The sequence below is a fragment of the Pseudomonas sp. MPFS genome, assembly GCF_022537035.1.
Taxonomy (GTDB): domain Bacteria; phylum Pseudomonadota; class Gammaproteobacteria; order Pseudomonadales; family Pseudomonadaceae; genus Aquipseudomonas; species Aquipseudomonas sessilinigenes.
In genome coordinates, this window is record NZ_CP066123.1 from 808,217 (window position 1) to 826,526 (window position 18,310).

Sequence of the window (18,310 nt, forward strand, 5' to 3'; positions counted from 1 at the left end):
GGCGCCGGGGAGGGTGCTGCCTGTGGCAGCGACTCTGGCAGGCTGGCCTTACGGCTTGACCAGGCGGGCGTCCAGGCTGTTCTGGGCCAGGCGCTGGGCTTGTTCCCGGGTCATGCCCAGGTCGGTGTACAAGGCATGGAAGTTCTCGGTGACGTAGCCGCCGAAGTAGGCCGGGTCATCGGAGTTGACCGTCACCTTCACGCCACGCTCGAGCATTTCCAGGATGTTGTGCTGGGACATGTGATCGAACACGCAGAGCTTGGTATTGGACAGCGGGCAGACGGTCAGCGGAATCTGCTCGTCGATGATCCGCTGCATCAGCCGCTCGTCCTCGAAGGCCCGAACGCCATGGTCGATGCGCTGGATCTTGAGCAGGTCCAGGGCTTCCCAGATGTACTCCGGCGGACCTTCTTCGCCAGCGTGGGCCACGGTCAGGAAACCCTCGGCGCGGGCCCGGTCGAACACCCGCTGGAACTTGCTCGGCGGATGCCCCATCTCGGAGCTGTCCAGGCCCACGGCGATGAAGGCTTCGCGAAACGGCAGGGCCTGGTCGAGGGTCTTCTGCGCTTCTTCTTCGCTCAGGTGGCGCAGGAAGCTGAGGATCAGGCCGCTGGTGATCCCCAGTTGCTGCTCGCCATCCTTCAGGGCGCTGGCGATGCCGTTGAGCACCACTTCGAAAGGCACGCCACGGTCGGTGTGGGTCTGCGGGTCGAAGAAGGGTTCGGTGTGGATCACGTTCTGTTCTTTGCAGCGCAGCAGGTAGGCCCAGGTCAGGTCGTAGAAGTCCTGGGAGGTGCGCAGCACGTCGGCGCCCTGGTAGTACAGGTCGAGGAACTCTTGCAGGTTGTTGAAGGCGTAGGCCTTGCGCAGGGTCTCGACGTCGCTCCAGGGCAGGGCGATCTTGTTGCGCTCGGCCAGGGCGAACAGCAGCTCGGGCTCCAGGGAACCTTCCAGGTGCAGGTGCAGTTCAGCCTTGGGCAAGGCGTTCAGCCAGTCATACATGGTGTTGTCTCATCAGGTGCGGGAGCGGCGAGAAGCCTGGTGCTGGACGGTGCCCTTCTGTGGGGCCTGGCCATTGGCTCGCGGTGCTCGCCGGGTGTGAAAAAGCCGCCATTCTACAGTGGCCGGCGCGAATGTCCGATAAAACCTGACCGAGGGCGAGGGGGCTTCACTTGCACTCAGGGGCGAGTATGTAACGAAACATTAGTGACTCGCGGCGGTCTTCAGCTCATCTTCTATGTCCGTTTTTATTTCCGTCAAAGGATTGCAATGCTCACTTCCCTCAAGCAAGAAAAGCTCCTGCTGCTTGCGCTACTGGCTGCCCTGGCCGCCTATCCCCTGGAACACCTCTTGCTCAACAGTGGCCAGGGCATCGCCCTGCTCGCCGGGCTGGTGCTCATCGGCTTCATCGTCGTGGCTTCGATGCGGGTGGCCCATCACGCCGAGCTGCTGGCGGAAAAGGTCGGCGACCCCTACGGCACCATGATCCTGACCCTGGCGGCGGTGCTGGTGGAGGTGGTGATCCTGGCGATCATGATGAGCAACGAGGCTTCGCCGACCCTGGTGCGCGACACCATCTACTCGGCGGTGATGCTGGACATCAACGGCATCCTCGGCCTGGCCGCGCTGATGGGCGGCATCAAGCATGGCGAGCAGCCCTACAACGACGATTCGGCGCGGACCTACAGCGTGATGATCCTCACCGCCATGGGCGTGTCGATGGTGGTGCCGGAGTTCATTCCCGAAAGCGACTGGAAGGTCTACTCGGCCTTCACCATCGGCGCGATGGTGGTGCTCTACACCCTGTTCCTGCGCATGCAGGTCGGGCCTCATAGTTACTTCTTCAGCTACAGCTATCCGGAAAAACGCCGGGCCAAGGAAGACCAGGCGCAGCCCCATGCGGTCAACCTGGCCTGGAGCATCGGCATCCTGGTGTTCGGCGTGGTGGTGATCGGCGCCCTGGCCGAGGTGATGTCCAAGACCCTGGACCTGGGCCTGGAAGGCACCGGTGCACCACCGGTGATCACGGCGATCCTGGTGGCGGCGATTTCCGCTGCGCCGGAGATCCTCACCGCGTTGCGCGCAGCCCTGGCCAACCGCATGCAGTCGGTGGTCAACGTGGCCCTGGGCGCCTCCCTGTCGACGGTGATCCTCACGGTGCCGGTGATGGAGGCCATGGCCCTGTACACCGGCCAGCCGTTCCAGATGGCCATGACGCCGGTGCAGACGGTGATGGTGTTCATCACCCTGATTGTCAGCGCGATCAACCTCAACGATGGCGAAACCAACGCCATCGAAGGCATGACTCACTTCGTGCTGTTCGCCACCTTCATCATGCTCTCGCTGCTCGGGCTTTAAAGCGGCTGTGCCGACTGGATGGCGCAGCGAAAGCTGACACCGGGGGCATTCCAGGCCGCGAGTGCTCCCCAACGCCAACGACGCACGGTGCTGGCCGAAGGCGAGAAGGTCGGGTCGTTGGCAGACACGTTGTTCGCTCCACGTTGCGCCCGATAAATGCCGGTTTGCGGCCCCTGCGGGTTCTCCACGGGAGACTCGCGATAGTAGTGTTTGTCGTACCAATCGTTGACCCATTCGCTGGCATTGCCGGTGAGGTTGTAGAGGCCCAGGGGGTTGGGCACGAACCGGTCCACGGCGAAGGTCTGGTTGTCGTCGGGTGCCGGAAAGTTGCGGCCGTAGTCCAGGTTGCCGTTGTCGGTGGCGAACATCACCGGCTGGCCACGGTTGCGCGCCGCATATTCCCATTGGGCCTCGGTCGGAAGATCGACCGGATAACCACTGAGTTCTGCCAGCCAGCCGCAGTAATCCTTGGCTTCTTGCCAGTCTCGAGACGCCGGGGCGGGCAGGTTCTTTTGGTAGAGGTGCTGCATTTCGGCGCGGTTACGCAGGGCCGCGTCGAATGGCGGCTTGCCTTGCGCGAGGAAGAACAGATCGAAATCGCCCAGGGTGGTTTGCAGCGAGGACAGGTAATAGCTGCTCAATTTGACGGGGTGGACGAAGTCGTCATCGAGCTCGAGGCTGATCCGCTCCATTTTCGCCGGGTCCACGCCGCAGGGCCATTGGCACAGGGCATGTGGGTCGAAGCCAGGGGGCCAACCGAAATCGCCCATCTGGAATTCGCCACCTTCAATCCGCACCATGTTGTCCAGCGAGCGGACGACCGTGCTCAGCACGGCAGCGCGGTTTTGCGCGGAGAGGTCCGGGTACTTGCGGTTGATGGTGGAAGCTATTTCGGCAACTTTTGCAGGCGACAGTACTTTGCTGACGGGGCCTGCAACCTCCTGTTTCCCACAGCCTGAAATCAGCAGCGCGACGCAAAGCGCCAGTCCGTGCTTGTGTCTCACGTAATGTCCCTATGACAGCTATTTTGAGGGCGCAAACTACCATGTTTCCCCAGGCTGATCCGGTTTGGAGCGCAGGCGAGGGATCTGCTCCCTCGCCGCTGGAGGCATGGATCAGGTATTGGCGATCAGTTGCCGGGCTGCCTGGCTGTGATCGGCGATCAGGCCTTTGAGGTCCAGCCCGTCGACTTGGCCATCGAGCACCCGCCACTTGCCGCCAATCATCACTCGATCCGCCCGATCCGCACCGCACAACAACAGTGCCGAAACCGGATCGTGGCTACCCGAGAAACGCAGCTCATCGAGCTTGAACAAGGCCAGGTCCGCCTGTTTGCCCACCGCCAGTTCACCAATGTCGGTGCGGCCCAGCAGGCTTGCCGAGCCCCGGGTCGCCCAGCCCAGTACGCGCTCCGGGGTGATCTTTGCGGCGCCGTAGCGCAGGCGCTGAATGTACAGGGCCTGCCGCGCTTCGAGGATCATGTTCGAGGCGTCATTGGACGCCGAGCCGTCCACGCCCAGGCCCAACGGCGCGCCGGCGTCGGTCAGCTCGATACTGGGGCAGATGCCGGACGCCAGGCGCATGTTCGAACTCGGGCAATGGCAGATGCCGGTGCCGGCCTGCCCGAGGCGGGCGATTTCATCCGGGTTGAAGTGGATGCCGTGGGCCAGCCAGGTGCGCGGGCCGAGCCAGCCGACGCTGTCCAGGTAGTCCACGGTGCGCAGGCCGAAGCGCTGCAGGCAGAAGTCTTCTTCGTCGAGGGTCTCGGCCAGGTGGGTGTGCAGGCGCACGTCCAGGGCCTCGGCCATTTCGGCGCTGGCGGCCATGATCTGCGGGGTCACCGAGAACGGCGAGCAGGGCGCCAGGGCGATCTGGATCTGCGCGCCAGCGCCACGTTCGTGGTACTGCTGAATCAGCCGTTGGCTGTCGTCGAGAATCACCTGGCCCTCCTGCACGGTCTGTTGCGGTGGCAGGCCGCCGTCCTTTTCGCCAAGGCTCATCGAACCGCGGGTGAGCATGGCGCGCATGCCCAGTTCACGCACGGCTTCGACTTGCACGTCGATGGCGTTTTCCAGGCCGTCGGGGAACAGGTAGTGATGGTCGGCGGCGGTGGTGCAGCCGGAGAGCAGCAGTTCGGCCAGCGCCACCTTGGTGGCCAGGGCGAGTTTTTCCGGGGTCAGGCGGGCCCAGACCGGGTACAGGGTCTTGAGCCAGGGGAACAACGGCTGGTTGACCACCGGGGCCCAGGCCCGGGTCAGGGTCTGGTAGAAGTGATGGTGAGTGTTGATCAGGCCCGGCAGCAGCACATGTTCGCGGGCATCGAAGACTTCCTGGCAGGGGCTTGCGGGCTGTTGGCCGAGGCCGAGGATCTCGACGATCAGGCCGTCTTGCAGCACCAGGCCGCCGCGGGCGTCCAGGGCGTTGCCGGTGAAGATGGCCAGGGGATTTTTTAACCAGGTACGGGTCGCAGGCATGGTGGCCGGCTCCTCTGAAAGTGGGTTCAGGTTAGCCAGCTCAGTGTTGCCCTGTCTGCTGATCCAGGGTCGCCGTGGGGCGAGTGGCGCAGTCTAGCGAAAGTTTTGCCGGGGGACAAAACCGCTGTCCGGGGCCCGGTTCCAGAGCCTTTGCCGAAGGTGGCCGCAGGTTGTGGCGGCGGCCACCTGTTTCGGGGTTACCAGGGAATGGTCTGGCCCTTGTAGTTGATGAAGTGGTGGCCGCCCTTGCCGGTGTAGGCATTGACCTGGGCGATCAGGCCGCGAGTGCTGGTCAGCACGTCGATGTCGGCGCCTTCGCCGCCCATGTCGGTCTTGACCCAGCCCGGGTGCAGCGAGAGCACGGTCAATGGTTGTTCGAGCAGGCTGACGAAGCTGTTGGTCATGGAGTTCAGGGCCGCCTTGCTGGCCTTATACAGCGCCAGCTCGGGAGCGTCCGGCATGGTCACGCTGCCCAGTACCGAGCTCATGAACGCCAGGACGCCGGTATTGGGACGGATCTGCCCGACGAAACGCTGGGCCAGGTTGATCGGCGCCACGGCGTTGGTGAAGAACAGCTGGCCGACCTCGGCCTGGGTGGCCTGGCCCGGCAGTTGGTTGTCCGGGCCCTTGACCCCGGCGTTGACGAACAGCAGGTCGAACACCTGGCCCTTGAGTTTCTGGCTCAGGGCGAGCACGGCCTGCTGGTCGTCCATGTCCAGTTGTTCGATCTGCACCTTGCCCAGGGCTTGCAGGGCCTCGGCCTTGTGCGGGTTGCGCACGGTGGCGGTGACCTGCCAGCCGTCTTCGAGCAGGCGCTGGACCAGGCCGAGGCCCAGGCCCCGGGAGGCGCCGATGATCAGTGCGGTTTTTGCCGTGGACATAGTGAGGCTCCTTGGTGGATGAAGATCAGGGATTCAGTGGACAGGCTTGCCCGAGCCTTTGTTGCAGCTCGCGGCGCAAGTGGTCCAGTTCGTTGATGCGGGTTTCGATCAGGTTGAGCTTGTCTTGCAGCAATTGCGCAACGGCCTGGTCCGGCTTGGTGCTGCGCCACAGGGCACCGACGCTGCTGCTGATTTCCCCGAGGCTGAAGCCCAGGCGTTGCGCGGTCTTGATATAGAGCACCAGTTGGACCATGTCGGAAGGGTAGTCGCGATAGCCGTTGGCGCTGCGCTTTGGGGCGATCAGCCCGCGCTGTTCATAGAAGCGCAGGGTATCGCGGCTGACGGCGCAGGCGCTGGCCAATTCTCCAATACGCATTAAGGGGGACTCGAAGGGGGTTGACCTTGGAGCATACTCCAGGCTTTAGCCTGCGTGCTCCTTGAATCCATGGAGCGATTGATGATGTGGACGAACGCGCAATACCGAAAATTGGTCCGGGCCAGCGGTTGGTACGACCTGTTGATGACGATGGCCTTTGTGACGCCCTGGAGCTTCCTGGCTTTGCATGGGCTGCTGGGGCAGTTGGCCCTGGCACTGAATCTGCCGGGGGACCTGCCGCCATTCGAGCCCATGCATATGCTGTTGGCCAACTTGATGGGATCGATCGTCTGCGTGTGGTCGCTGTTGCGGATTCGCGATCCACAACCGGCATTCGGTCGTTATGACGCGCTGGGACGCTTCCTGTTCGCCACCTGGATGGCGTATGCCCTGGCCCAGGGGGGCACGATGTTGATTGGTGTGTTCCTGTTCTTCGAGCTGGCCTGGGGTGTGGCCCAGTGGTTGCCAGTGCGCGCCGATAGCCATGGGGGCGAGTTCCCGCCGGTACCTTTGCCGCAGTGAACCTGGGGTTGGATAAAAAGTGAGCAGTAGCGCTCAGGCCCTGTGCAACCTGCGGTACACGCAGCGTTGCACGGGTTATCCACAGCTTGCTCCACAGTATTTGTGTGCAAGAGCGAAACTTGGGCATAAGCCCGGCGGGGCTATCTTCCAAGTGCGATAAACCAAGCTAAGCCGCTGTTTTGCGTTGCAAAAAAATCCTCTGGGCAGGGCTTTGGACGAAAAACGATCAATGCCGATAAAGTCACGGTGCAAAAGGGCTGCAGCCTGGTGTACTCAGGTTATCCACAGCCGGGTGCACAGTAGATGTGGGCAATTGCCGTGGCCTGGCGCGGTTATGCACAAGCGCGAAGCCGGCGCTCAGCGTTGCAGCAGGATGCGTCCACGGCTCAGGTCGGCCAATTGTTGCTGCAGGGTGTCGATTTGTTCTTCGCCCAGGGCCAGTTGCAGTTCCACGCCGTTGGCGGTGAAGTCTTCCTGGACCAGCAGGCCGCCCAGCTCGGCGACTCGCAGATTGACCAGGGCCAGTTCGCTGAAGCTGCAAGCGCAGCGCAATGGCACCCGGTTGACCAGGGCGATGCGTTCGGCGCCTTGCAGGCATTTGTTGGCGCCGCCGCCATAGGCCCGGGCCAGGCCTCCAGTGCCCAGCTGGATACCGCCGTACCAGCGGATCACCAGGACCGCCACCTGGTCGCAGTCCTGGGCTTCGATGGCGGCCAGGATCGGTCGTCCGGCCGTGCCGCCGGGTTCGCCGTCGTCGTTGCTGCGGTACTGGTCGGCCAGCTTCCACGCCCAGCAATTGTGCGAGGCATCCGGGTCGCTGTGCGCCTGGATGAAGGCCTGGGCTTCGCTGGCGCTGGTGATGGGGGCGGCGAAGGTGATGAAGCGACTTTTGCGAATTTCCTCGCGGTATTCGCAAAGGCCGGCCAGGGTAAAGGGCATGGGCTCAATCTTTCTGGGGGGAGGGCAGGCCGCAGCCTTTGAGGATGATACGCAGCAGGTTGTCGGTGGCGGCTTCCATGTCTTGCTTGGTCAGGCGGCTGCGGCCGGTGACGCGGCAGATCTGGCTGGCGAAGTCGGCATAGTGCTGGGTGCTGCCCCACAACAGGAAGATCAGGTGCATCGGGTCCACCGGGTCCATCTTGCCGGCGTCGATCCAGGCCTGGAATACCCCGGCCCGGCCTTGGAACCAGGTGCGATAGTCCTGGCTGAAGTATTCGCTGAGGCATTCACCGCCGCTGATGATCTCCATGGCGAAGATGCGCGAGGCCTGTGGCTGGCGCCGGGAAAACTCCATCTTGGCGCGGATGTAGCGGGTCAGCGCCTCGGCGGGATCGTCCTCGGCGGTGAGGCTGTTGAAGGTGCTGTCCCACTGCTGGAGGATGTTGCTCAGGACCGCAATGTACAGACCCAGCTTGTTGTTGAAGTAGTAGTGCAGGTTGGCCTTGGGTAGACCGGCCTTCTGCGCGATGGCGTTCATGCTGGTGCCCTTGAAGCCGTGGCGGGCGAACTCGTCTTCGGCAGCCTGGATGATGGCTTCTTCATTCTTCTGCCGGATGCGGCTGGCGGGTTTGCCTGGAAGGTGAGCGCTGTGGGCGGGGACGTCAAAGGTCATGGGGGTTTCCGAGCGAGTCTGTGGGGAAAGCCTGTGCGTTGATAGCGCACCGCACTGGAACAGACAAGCCTTGGTGCGACAAAAGCCGGGCAAGGCGCCTAATGCCAGTCGGTTGATCGAGGTGATTCGCAGTAGGGGCGAAGCTTGCTCGCGATGGTCCTCAACGGTAGTACGTATCGACTGGATAAACGCAGCGCTCTGAAGTCCCTCGCGGGCAAGTCTCGCTCCTACCCTTTCCTTAACTGATCGGCATTGGCTGGCTACCGGGTGGTCGCCAGGCTTTCCAGGAAACTTTCCAGGACCAGATGCGGGCGTCGTCCCTTGCGGGTGACTGTCGACAGGTTCAGGTCATAGAAGCGCGACTTGGGCTTCAAGGCCCGCAGCCGCCCCTGCTGTACCCATAGGCTGGCGTAGTGGTCCGGCAGGTAGCCGATGTAGCGCCCGGTGAGGATCAGGAAGGCCATGCCTTCGCGGTCGGAAGCGCTGGCGGTGCAGTTCAGCGCCTGGTAGCGGGCCTGGATCTCGGCCGGCAGGCGGAAGGTCGGGGCAATGGCTTCCTGGTCGTTGAGGCGCTGGTCGTCCAGTTGCTTGTCATCCACATAGAACAGCGGGTGGCCGACCGCGCAGTACAGCAGCGAACGTTCGTCGTACAAGGGTTGGTATTCCAGGCCGGACAGGGCGCTGGCCTGAGGTACGACCCCCACGTGCAGGCGGCCGTCGAGCACTCCTTGCTCGACCTCGCTGGGCGCGATCATGCGGATCTGGATCTGCACGTCCGGGCCGCGCTCCTTCAATTGCGCCAGGGCGTGGGTAATGCGCATGTGGGGCAGGGTCACCAGGTTGTCGGTGAGGCCGATGATCAGCTCGCCGCGCAAATGGCGGTGCAGGCCATTGACCTCGGTTCGAAAGCTTTCCAGGGCGCTGAGCAGTTGCAGGGTCGATTGATAGACCTCGCGGCCTTCTTCAGTCAGGGAAAAACCGGCGCGCCCGCGTTGGCACAGGCGCAGGCCGAGTCGTTGTTCCAGGTCGCTCATCTGTTGGCTGATGGCCGAGCGGCCGATGCCGAGTACGGTTTCCGCGGCGGAGAAGCCTCCGCTCTCCACCACGCTGCGAAAGATCCGCAAGAGGCGGATATCAAAGTCACTGACTTGTGCCAGAGGATCGGCTCGACGAAGGCTCATAGTTTAGTGGGTGGCTGACTGAAGGTTATTAAAGTTGGATTTCACCGACTTTATAGCCGTGGCAACGTAGCTGCAACAACGCTTCATTCCTACGCCGCTTCATTGCCCTGCGAGGTTTTGCCCATGAACATGCCGGAAAACGCTCAACAGTCCCTGGCCAGTCAGCTCAAGCTTGATGCTCACTGGATGCCCTACACCGCCAACCGCAATTTCCAGCGTGATCCGCGCTTGATCGTGGGCGCCGAAGGCAGTTGGCTGGTGGATGACAAGGGGCGCAAGGTCTATGACTCGCTGTCCGGCCTGTGGACCTGTGGTGCGGGGCATTCGCGCAAGGAAATCCAGGAGGCGGTGAGCAAGCAGTTGGGCACCCTGGATTACTCGCCGGGTTTCCAGTACGGCCATCCGCTGTCGTTCCAGCTGGCGGAAAAGATCACCGCCTTGACTCCGGGCAACCTGAACCATGTGTTCTTCACCGATTCCGGCTCCGAGTGTGCTGACACCGCGGTGAAGATGGTGCGGGCCTACTGGCGCCTGAAGGGCCAGCCGACCAAGACCAAGATGATCGGTCGGGCCCGTGGTTATCATGGCGTGAACATCGCCGGCACCAGCCTGGGCGGGGTCAATGGCAACCGCAAGTTGTTTGGCCAGGCGATGATGGATGTCGATCACCTGCCGCATACCCTGCTCGCTAGCAACGCCTTCTCCCGTGGCATGCCGGAGCAGGGTGGTATTGCCCTGGCTGATGAGCTGTTGAAGCTGATCGAGCTGCATGATGCGTCCAACATCGCCGCGGTGTTTGTCGAGCCGCTGGCCGGTTCCGCGGGTGTGCTGGTACCGCCACAGGGTTATCTCAAGCGTCTGCGTGAGATCTGCGACCAGCACAATATCCTGCTGGTGTTCGATGAAGTGATCACCGGCTTCGGTCGTACCGGTGCGATGTTCGGCGCCGACAGCTTCGGCGTGACGCCGGACCTGATGTGCGTGGCCAAGCAAGTCACCAACGGTGCGATCCCGATGGGCGCGGTGATTGCCAGCTCCGAGATCTACCAGGCCTTCATGAACCAGGCGACTCCCGAGTACGCGGTGGAATTCCCCCACGGCTATACCTATTCGGCGCACCCGGTGGCGTGCACGGCTGGCTTGGCGGCCCTGGACCTGCTGCAAAAGGAAAACCTGGTGCAGAGCGTGGCCGAGGTCGCGCCGCATTTCGAGCAGGCACTGCATGGCATCAAGGGCGCGAAGAACGTGATCGACATCCGGAACTTCGGCCTGGCGGGGGCGATCCAGATCGCGCCTCGTGATGGCGATGCGATCGTGCGGCCGTTCGAGGCTGGCATGGCCTTGTGGAAAGCCGGCTTCTACGTGCGCTTCGGTGGCGACACCCTGCAGTTCGGCCCGACCTTCAACAGCAAGCCCCAGGATCTCGACCGCTTGTTCGACGCGGTTGGCGAGGTGCTGAACAAGCTCGACTGATCCGATCCTTCTTATATAGCAGCCGGTGCGAAGTGGTTCGCGCCGGCTCCTTCCTTCTTCCCAGGAGTTCCCGCATGAGTCTGATTCCACACCTGATCCATGGCGAGCTGGTAAGCGACGGCGGTCGTAGCAGCGATGTCTTCAACCCGTCCACTGGCCAGGCGATTCACAAGGTACCGTTGGCCAGCCGCGAAACCATTCAACAGGCGATCGATTCCGCCAAGTCGGCATTTCCGGCTTGGCGTAACACGCCAGCGGCCAAGCGCGCCCAGGTGATGTTCCGGTTCAAGCAGTTGCTGGAGCAGAACGAGGCACGTATCGCCCAGTTGATCAGCGAAGAGCATGGCAAGACGCTGGAAGACGCCGCTGGTGAATTGAAGCGCGGTATCGAGAACGTCGAATACGCTTGCGCTGCACCTGAGATTCTCAAGGGCGAATACAGCCGGAATGTCGGCCCGAACATCGATGCCTGGTCTGACTTCCAGCCGCTGGGCGTGGTCGCCGGTATCACCCCGTTCAACTTCCCCGCCATGGTGCCGTTGTGGATGTATCCGCTGGCGATTGCCTGTGGCAACTGCTTCATCCTCAAGCCTTCCGAGCGTGATCCCAGCTCTACGCTGTTGATTGCCCAGTTGCTGCATGAGGCCGGGTTGCCCAAGGGTGTGCTGAACGTGGTGCATGGCGACAAGGCGGCGGTGGATGCGCTGATCGAGGCGCCGGAGGTCAAGGCCTTGAGTTTTGTCGGTTCGACGCCGATCGCCGAATACATCTATGCCGAAGGTACCAAGCGCGGCAAGCGCGTCCAGGCGCTGGGTGGGGCGAAGAACCATGCGGTGCTGATGCCGGATGCCGACCTTGATAATGCAGTCAGCGCACTGATGGGGGCGGCCTATGGTTCCTGTGGCGAGCGTTGCATGGCGATTTCGGTGGCGGTCTGCGTGGGTGACCAGGTGGCTGATGCCCTGGTGGCCAAGCTGGTGCCGCAGATCAAGGCGCTGAAGATCGGTGCCGGCACTTCGTGCGGTCTGGACATGGGGCCGCTGGTCACCGCCCAGGCCAAGGACAAGGTCAGCGGTTATGTAGAAGACGGCGTGGCTGCCGGTGCCCAACTGGTGGTGGATGGTCGTGGCCTCTTCGTGGCCGGCCACGAAGAGGGCTTCTTCCTGGGTGGCTGCCTGTTCGATCGCGTTACTCCGCAGATGCGCATCTATAAAGAAGAGATCTTCGGGCCAGTGTTGTGCATCGTGCGGGTCAACAGCCTGGAAGAGGCTATGCAACTGATGAACGATCATGAGTATGGCAATGGCACCTGCATCTTTACCCGTGACGGTGAAGCTGCACGTTTGTTCTGCGACGAGATTGAAGTCGGCATGGTGGGGGTCAACGTACCGCTGCCGGTGCCGGTGGCCTACCACAGCTTCGGTGGCTGGAAGCGTTCGCTGTTTGGCGACCTGCATGCCTACGGCCCGGATGGTGTGCGTTTCTATACTCGGCGCAAGGCCATTACCCAGCGCTGGCCACAGCGGGCCAGCCATGAAGCTTCGCAATTCGCTTTCCCCAGCCTTTAAGTAAGGCTCTGCCAAGGCCGGCCCGGAAGGGTCGGCCTTGGCATTTATGGGCTTTTTTGACCGATGTGACAGATTTATGAAAATAAGTGTTGACGGCGAGTTTAATGTCTCTATAATTCGCCCCACTTCCGGCGCAGTCGAAACGGAAAACTCCTTGAGATTCAACGAGTTACGAAGATTTCGATAGCGGTCACGCTTCAGTTCATCGAAGCCCGAAAGGAGCTGATAAGGCAGCGAAAGTAGCCTTGTTAGCGTTTCGATCCTCTCGATCGAAAGCGGTTAAAAAGAGGTGTTGACAGCAGCGTGTAACGCTGTAGAATTCGCCTCCCGCTAACGAGAGATCGAAAGCGCAAGTGGTTGAAGTTACAAAGGAAACTTTGAAAGCTTCTTGAAAAAATCACTTGACAGCAAATGAGGCTGCTGTAGAATGCGCGCCTCGGTTGAGACGAAAGATCTTAACCAACCGCTCTTTAACAACTGAATCAAGCAATTCGTGTGGGTGCTTGTGTAGTTAGACTGATAGTCAAAAAGATTGTCAGCATCACAAGTGACCATTCGAGAAATCAAATAGTCATTTGAGATTGCTGAGCCAAGTTTAGGGTTTCTTAAAAACCCAAGCAGTATTGAACTGAAGAGTTTGATCATGGCTCAGATTGAACGCTGGCGGCAGGCCTAACACATGCAAGTCGAGCGGATGAAGTGAGCTTGCTCACGGATTCAGCGGCGGACGGGTGAGTAATGCCTAGGAATCTGCCTGGTAGTGGGGGATAACGTTTCGAAAGGAGCGCTAATACCGCATACGTCCTACGGGAGAAAGCAGGGGACCTTCGGGCCTTGCGCTATCAGATGAGCCTAGGTCGGATTAGCTAGTTGGTGAGGTAATGGCTCACCAAGGCGACGATCCGTAACTGGTCTGAGAGGATGATCAGTCACACTGGAACTGAGACACGGTCCAGACTCCTACGGGAGGCAGCAGTGGGGAATATTGGACAATGGGCGAAAGCCTGATCCAGCCATGCCGCGTGTGTGAAGAAGGTCTTCGGATTGTAAAGCACTTTAAGTTGGGAGGAAGGGCAGTAAGCTAATATCTTGCTGTTTTGACGTTACCGACAGAATAAGCACCGGCTAACTCTGTGCCAGCAGCCGCGGTAATACAGAGGGTGCAAGCGTTAATCGGAATTACTGGGCGTAAAGCGCGCGTAGGTGGTTTGTTAAGTTGGATGTGAAAGCCCCGGGCTCAACCTGGGAACTGCATCCAAAACTGGCAAGCTAGAGTATGGTAGAGGGTGGTGGAATTTCCTGTGTAGCGGTGAAATGCGTAGATATAGGAAGGAACACCAGTGGCGAAGGCGACCACCTGGACTGATACTGACACTGAGGTGCGAAAGCGTGGGGAGCAAACAGGATTAGATACCCTGGTAGTCCACGCCGTAAACGATGTCAACTAGCCGTTGGGGTCCTTGAGACTTTAGTGGCGCAGCTAACGCATTAAGTTGACCGCCTGGGGAGTACGGCCGCAAGGTTAAAACTCAAATGAATTGACGGGGGCCCGCACAAGCGGTGGAGCATGTGGTTTAATTCGAAGCAACGCGAAGAACCTTACCAGGCCTTGACATGCAGAGAACTTTCCAGAGATGGATTGGTGCCTTCGGGAACTCTGACACAGGTGCTGCATGGCTGTCGTCAGCTCGTGTCGTGAGATGTTGGGTTAAGTCCCGTAACGAGCGCAACCCTTGTCCTTAGTTACCAGCACGTTATGGTGGGCACTCTAAGGAGACTGCCGGTGACAAACCGGAGGAAGGTGGGGATGACGTCAAGTCATCATGGCCCTTACGGCCTGGGCTACACACGTGCTACAATGGTCGGTACAGAGGGTTGCCAAGCCGCGAGGTGGAGCTAATCCCACAAAACCGATCGTAGTCCGGATCGCAGTCTGCAACTCGACTGCGTGAAGTCGGAATCGCTAGTAATCGCGAATCAGAATGTCGCGGTGAATACGTTCCCGGGCCTTGTACACACCGCCCGTCACACCATGGGAGTGGGTTGCACCAGAAGTAGCTAGTCTAACCTTCGGGAGGACGGTTACCACGGTGTGATTCATGACTGGGGTGAAGTCGTAACAAGGTAGCCGTAGGGGAACCTGCGGCTGGATCACCTCCTTAATCGACGACATCAGCTGCTTCATAAGCTCCCACACGAATTGCTTGATTCATTGAAGAAGACGATAGAAGCAGCTTTAAGCTCCAAGCTGATAGCTCCAAGCTAACAGTTACAAGCTCGAAATTGGGTCTGTAGCTCAGTTGGTTAGAGCGCACCCCTGATAAGGGTGAGGTCGGCAGTTCGAATCTGCCCAGACCCACCAATTTTGTTATGGGGCCATAGCTCAGCTGGGAGAGCGCCTGCCTTGCACGCAGGAGGTCAGCGGTTCGATCCCGCTTGGCTCCACCATAAACTGCTTCTGAAAGCTTAGAAATGAGCATTCAAATCGAATGTTGATTTCTAGTCTTTTGATTAGATCGTTCTTTAAAAATTTGGGTATGTGATAGAAAGATAGACTGAACACTACTTTCACTGGTAGTGGATCAGGCTAAGGTAAAGTTTGTAAATATTGCAAACTTTCGGCGAATGTCGTCTTCACAGTATAACCAGATTGCTTGGGGTTATATGGTCAAGTGAAGAAGCGCATACGGTGGATGCCTTGGCAGTCAGAGGCGATGAAAGACGTGGTAGCCTGCGATAAGCTTCGGGGAGTCGGCAAACAGACTTTGATCCGGAGATCTCTGAATGGGGGAACCCAGCCATCATAAGATGGTTATCTTACACTGAATACATAGGTGTAAGAGGCGAACCAGGGGAACTGAAACATCTAAGTACCCTGAGGAAAAGAAATCAACCGAGATTCCCTTAGTAGTGGCGAGCGAACGGGGACTAGCCCTTAAGCTTCTTTGATTTTAGCGGAACGCTCTGGAAAGTGCGGCCATAGTGGGTGATAGCCCTGTACGCGAAAGGATCTTAGAAGTGAAATCGAGTAGGACGGGGCACGAGAAACCTTGTCTGAATATGGGGGGACCATCCTCCAAGGCTAAATACTACTGACTGACCGATAGTGAACTAGTACCGTGAGGGAAAGGCGAAAAGAACCCCGGAGAGGGGAGTGAAATAGATCCTGAAACCGTATGCGTACAAGCAGTGGGAGCAGACTTTGTTCTGTGACTGCGTACCTTTTGTATAATGGGTCAGCGACTTATATTCAGTGGCAAGCTTAACCGAATAGGGGAGGCGTAGCGAAAGCGAGTCTTAATAGGGCGTTTAGTCGCTGGGTATAGACCCGAAACCGGGCGATCTATCCATGGGCAGGTTGAAGGTTAGGTAACACTGACTGGAGGACCGAACCGACTACCGTTGAAAAGTTAGCGGATGACCTGTGGATCGGAGTGAAAGGCTAATCAAGCTCGGAGATAGCTGGTTCTCCTCGAAAGCTATTTAGGTAGCGCCTCATGTATCACTGTAGGGGGTAGAGCACTGTTTCGGCTAGGGGGTCATCCCGACTTACCAAACCGATGCAAACTCCGAATACCTACAAGTGCCGAGCATGGGAGACACACGGCGGGTGCTAACGTCCGTCGTGAAAAGGGAAACAACCCAGACCGTCAGCTAAGGTCCCAAAGTTATGGTTAAGTGGGAAACGATGTGGGAAGGCTTAGACAGCTAGGAGGTTGGCTTAGAAGCAGCCACCCTTTAAAGAAAGCGTAATAGCTCACTAGTCGAGTCGGCCTGCGCGGAAGATGTAACGGGGCTCAAACCATACACCGAAGCTACGGGTATCACGTAAGTGATGCGGTAGAGGAGCGTTCTGTAAGCCTGTGAAGGTGAGTTGAGAAGCTTGCTGGAGGTATCAGAAGTGCGAATGCTGACATGAGTAACGACAATGCGAGTGAAAAACTCGCACGCCGAAAGACCAAGGTTTCCTGCGCAACGTTAATCGACGCAGGGTTAGTCGGTCCCTAAGGCGAGGCTGAAAAGCGTAGTCGATGGAAAACAGGTTAATATTCCTGTACTTCTAGTTATTGCGATGGAGGGACGGAGAAGGCTAGGCCAGCTTGGCGTTGGTTGTCCAAGTTTAAGGTGGTAGGCTGAGATCTTAGGTAAATCCGGGATCTTAAGGCCGAGAGCTGATGACGAGTTACCTTTTAGGTGACGAAGTGGTTGATGCCATGCTTCCAAGAAAAGCTTCTAAGCTTCAGATAACTAGGAACCGTACCCCAAACCGACACAGGTGGTTGGGTAGAGAATACCAAGGCGCTTGAGAGAACTCGGGTGAAGGAACTAGGCAAAATGGCACCGTAACTTCGGGAGAAGGTGCGCCGGTGAGGGTGAAGGACTTGCTCCGTAAGCCCATGCCGGTCGAAGATACCAGGCCGCTGCGACTGTTTATTAAAAACACAGCACTCTGCAAACACGAAAGTGGACGTATAGGGTGTGACGCCTGCCCGGTGCCGGAAGGTTAATTGATGGGGTTAGCGCAAGCGAAGCTCTTGATCGAAGCCCCGGTAAACGGCGGCCGTAACTATAACGGTCCTAAGGTAGCGAAATTCCTTGTCGGGTAAGTTCCGACCTGCACGAATGGCGTAACGATGGCGGCGCTGTCTCCACCCGAGACTCAGTGAAATTGAAATCGCTGTGAAGATGCAGTGTATCCGCGGCTAGACGGAAAGACCCCGTGAACCTTTACTATAGCTTTGCACTGGACTTTGAATTTGCTTGTGTAGGATAGGTGGGAGGCTTTGAAGCGTGGACGCCAGTCTGCGTGGAGCCATCCTTGAAATACCACCCTGGCAACTTTGAGGTTCTAACTCAGGTCCGTTATCCGGATCGAGGACAGTGTATGGTGGGTAGTTTGACTGGGGCGGTCTCCTCCTAAAGAGTAACGGAGGAGTACGAAGGTGCGCTCAGACCGGTCGGAAATCGGTCGCAGAGTATAAAGGCAAAAGCGCGCTTGACTGCGAGACAAACACGTCGAGCAGGTACGAAAGTAGGTCTTAGTGATCCGGTGGTTCTGTATGGAAGGGCCATCGCTCAACGGATAAAAGGTACTCCGGGGATAACAGGCTGATACCGCCCAAGAGTTCATATCGACGGCGGTGTTTGGCACCTCGATGTCGGCTCATCACATCCTGGGGCTGAAGCCGGTCCCAAGGGTATGGCTGTTCGCCATTTAAAGTGGTACGCGAGCTGGGTTTAGAACGTCGTGAGACAGTTCGGTCCCTATCTGCCGTGGACGTTTGAGATTTGAGAGGGGCTGCTCCTAGTACGAGAGGACCGGAGTGGACGAACCTCTGGTGTTCCGGTTGTCACGCCAGTGGCATTGCCGGGTAGCTATGTTCGGAAAAGATAACCGCTGAAAGCATCTAAGCGGGAAACTTGCCTCAAGATGAGATCTCACTGGGATCTTGAATCCCCTAAAGGGCCGTCGAAGACTACGACGTTGATAGGTTGGGTGTGTAAGCGCTGTGAGGCGTTGAGCTAACCAATACTAATTGCCCGTGAGGCTTGACCATATAACACCCAAGCAATTTGCTTAAGAGCGAGTTGCGGTGTGTGAAGACGCACGAACCGAAAGTTTGCAGCACACAAACCTATTGCATACCCATTCGCTGGAACGTTGCCCAAACAACGGCTCAGCTACAGAATTTCTTGACGACCATAGAGCATTGGAACCACCTGATCCCATCCCGAACTCAGAAGTGAAACGATGCATCGCCGATGGTAGTGTGGGGTTTCCCCATGTGAGAGTAGGTCATCGTCAAGATTAAATTCCGAAACCCCAATTGCGAAAGCAGTTGGGGTTTTGTCTTTGCGCTAGCG

At 58.8% G+C, this 18,310-nt stretch carries 12 protein-coding genes, 2 tRNA genes and 3 rRNA genes; 9 read left to right on the plus strand and 8 right to left on the minus strand.

Features of this window, described 5'->3' with window-relative positions:
* Positions 1-48: 48 nt before the first annotated feature.
* The gene (locus I9018_RS03570) at positions 49-1,002 is read right to left on the minus strand and encodes an adenosine deaminase (protein ID WP_241108750.1); all 954 of its coding nucleotides are present in this window, start codon (positions 1,000-1,002) and stop codon (positions 49-51) included.
* Between the two features lie 267 nt (positions 1,003-1,269).
* Between I9018_RS03570 and I9018_RS03575 the strand changes: the two genes are divergently transcribed.
* Positions 1,270-2,358 carry a calcium:proton antiporter gene (locus I9018_RS03575; protein ID WP_068585467.1) on the plus strand — a complete coding sequence of 363 codons (1,089 nt, stop codon included), beginning with the start codon at positions 1,270-1,272 and terminating at the stop codon, positions 2,356-2,358.
* Here the strand turns inward: I9018_RS03575 and I9018_RS03580 are convergent.
* The 4 genes from I9018_RS03580 to I9018_RS03595 form a co-directional block, all read right to left on the minus strand.
* Positions 2,355-3,362 (minus strand): SUMF1/EgtB/PvdO family nonheme iron enzyme, encoded by a 1,008-nt coding sequence (locus tag I9018_RS03580; RefSeq protein ID WP_241108751.1) that lies wholly within the window; start codon positions 3,360-3,362, stop codon positions 2,355-2,357. The genes I9018_RS03575 and I9018_RS03580 overlap by 4 nt on opposite strands.
* A 111-nt stretch (positions 3,363-3,473) precedes the next feature.
* On the minus strand, positions 3,474-4,832 hold the full coding sequence (locus I9018_RS03585) for an 8-oxoguanine deaminase (RefSeq protein WP_241108752.1): 1,359 nt from the start codon (positions 4,830-4,832) through the stop codon (positions 3,474-3,476).
* 197 nt (positions 4,833-5,029) lie between these two features.
* Positions 5,030-5,713, minus strand: a complete 684-nt coding sequence (locus I9018_RS03590; RefSeq protein ID WP_241108753.1) for an SDR family oxidoreductase — start codon at positions 5,711-5,713, stop codon at positions 5,030-5,032.
* A 25-nt stretch (positions 5,714-5,738) separates the two neighbouring features.
* Positions 5,739-6,089, minus strand: a complete 351-nt coding sequence (locus I9018_RS03595; protein WP_068585456.1) for a MerR family transcriptional regulator — start codon at positions 6,087-6,089, stop codon at positions 5,739-5,741.
* A gap of 84 nt (positions 6,090-6,173) precedes the next feature.
* Between I9018_RS03595 and I9018_RS03600 the strand changes: the two genes are divergently transcribed.
* A complete protein-coding gene (locus I9018_RS03600; protein WP_241110104.1) occupies positions 6,174-6,611 on the plus strand; it encodes a hypothetical protein in 438 nt (145 codons plus the stop codon).
* Between the two features lie 357 nt (positions 6,612-6,968).
* Here the strand turns inward: I9018_RS03600 and I9018_RS03605 are convergent, their stop codons facing one another.
* The 3 genes from I9018_RS03605 to I9018_RS03615 form a co-directional block, all read right to left on the minus strand.
* Complete coding sequence (locus I9018_RS03605; protein WP_241108754.1) at positions 6,969-7,550, minus strand: YigZ family protein; 582 nt, start codon at positions 7,548-7,550, stop codon at positions 6,969-6,971.
* A 4-nt stretch (positions 7,551-7,554) separates the two neighbouring features.
* Positions 7,555-8,223, minus strand: coding sequence for a TetR/AcrR family transcriptional regulator (locus I9018_RS03610; protein WP_068585449.1), 669 nt, complete (start codon positions 8,221-8,223; stop codon positions 7,555-7,557).
* 260 nt (positions 8,224-8,483) lie between these two features.
* Complete coding sequence (locus I9018_RS03615) at positions 8,484-9,404, minus strand: LysR family transcriptional regulator (protein ID WP_241108755.1); 921 nt, start codon at positions 9,402-9,404, stop codon at positions 8,484-8,486.
* 123 nt (positions 9,405-9,527) lie between these two features.
* On the opposite strand from I9018_RS03615, the gene I9018_RS03620 reads away from it, so the two are divergent.
* From I9018_RS03620 to rrf, 7 genes are all read left to right on the plus strand, one after another.
* On the plus strand, positions 9,528-10,877 hold the full coding sequence (locus I9018_RS03620) for an aspartate aminotransferase family protein (RefSeq protein ID WP_241108756.1): 1,350 nt from the start codon (positions 9,528-9,530) through the stop codon (positions 10,875-10,877).
* Between the two features lie 74 nt (positions 10,878-10,951).
* Complete coding sequence (locus I9018_RS03625) at positions 10,952-12,445, plus strand: CoA-acylating methylmalonate-semialdehyde dehydrogenase (RefSeq protein ID WP_241108757.1); 1,494 nt, start codon at positions 10,952-10,954, stop codon at positions 12,443-12,445.
* A gap of 625 nt (positions 12,446-13,070) precedes the next feature.
* Positions 13,071-14,607: ribosomal RNA gene (locus I9018_RS03630) — 16S ribosomal RNA — on the plus strand.
* Positions 14,608-14,730: 123 nt separating this feature from the next.
* Positions 14,731-14,807, plus strand: a tRNA-Ile gene (locus I9018_RS03635).
* A 10-nt stretch (positions 14,808-14,817) separates the two neighbouring features.
* A tRNA-Ala gene (locus I9018_RS03640) sits at positions 14,818-14,893 on the plus strand.
* A gap of 218 nt (positions 14,894-15,111) precedes the next feature.
* Positions 15,112-18,003, plus strand: a 23S ribosomal RNA gene (locus I9018_RS03645).
* A gap of 135 nt (positions 18,004-18,138) precedes the next feature.
* Positions 18,139-18,254 (plus strand): 5S ribosomal RNA (gene rrf, locus I9018_RS03650).
* The 16S, 23S and 5S rRNA genes sit together here with 2 tRNA genes alongside, the layout of an rRNA operon.
* Positions 18,255-18,310 lie beyond the last annotated feature (56 nt).

Coding starts and splice junctions, on each gene's coding strand:
- I9018_RS03620 (WP_241108756.1), top strand. CDS start 9,528: ATGAACATGCCGGAAAACGCTCAACAGTCCCTGGCCAGTCAGCTCAAG.
- I9018_RS03595 (WP_068585456.1), bottom strand. CDS start 6,089: ATGCGTATTGGAGAATTGGCCAGCGCCTGCGCCGTCAGCCGCGATACC.
- I9018_RS03610 (WP_068585449.1), bottom strand. CDS start 8,223: ATGACCTTTGACGTCCCCGCCCACAGCGCTCACCTTCCAGGCAAACCC.
- I9018_RS03585 (WP_241108752.1), bottom strand. CDS start 4,832: ATGCCTGCGACCCGTACCTGGTTAAAAAATCCCCTGGCCATCTTCACC.
- I9018_RS03570 (WP_241108750.1), bottom strand. CDS start 1,002: ATGTATGACTGGCTGAACGCCTTGCCCAAGGCTGAACTGCACCTGCAC.
- I9018_RS03590 (WP_241108753.1), bottom strand. CDS start 5,713: ATGTCCACGGCAAAAACCGCACTGATCATCGGCGCCTCCCGGGGCCTG.
- I9018_RS03615 (WP_241108755.1), bottom strand. CDS start 9,404: ATGAGCCTTCGTCGAGCCGATCCTCTGGCACAAGTCAGTGACTTTGAT.
- I9018_RS03605 (WP_241108754.1), bottom strand. CDS start 7,550: ATGCCCTTTACCCTGGCCGGCCTTTGCGAATACCGCGAGGAAATTCGC.
- I9018_RS03575 (WP_068585467.1), top strand. CDS start 1,270: ATGCTCACTTCCCTCAAGCAAGAAAAGCTCCTGCTGCTTGCGCTACTG.
- I9018_RS03625 (WP_241108757.1), top strand. CDS start 10,952: ATGAGTCTGATTCCACACCTGATCCATGGCGAGCTGGTAAGCGACGGC.
- I9018_RS03600 (WP_241110104.1), top strand. CDS start 6,174: ATGTGGACGAACGCGCAATACCGAAAATTGGTCCGGGCCAGCGGTTGG.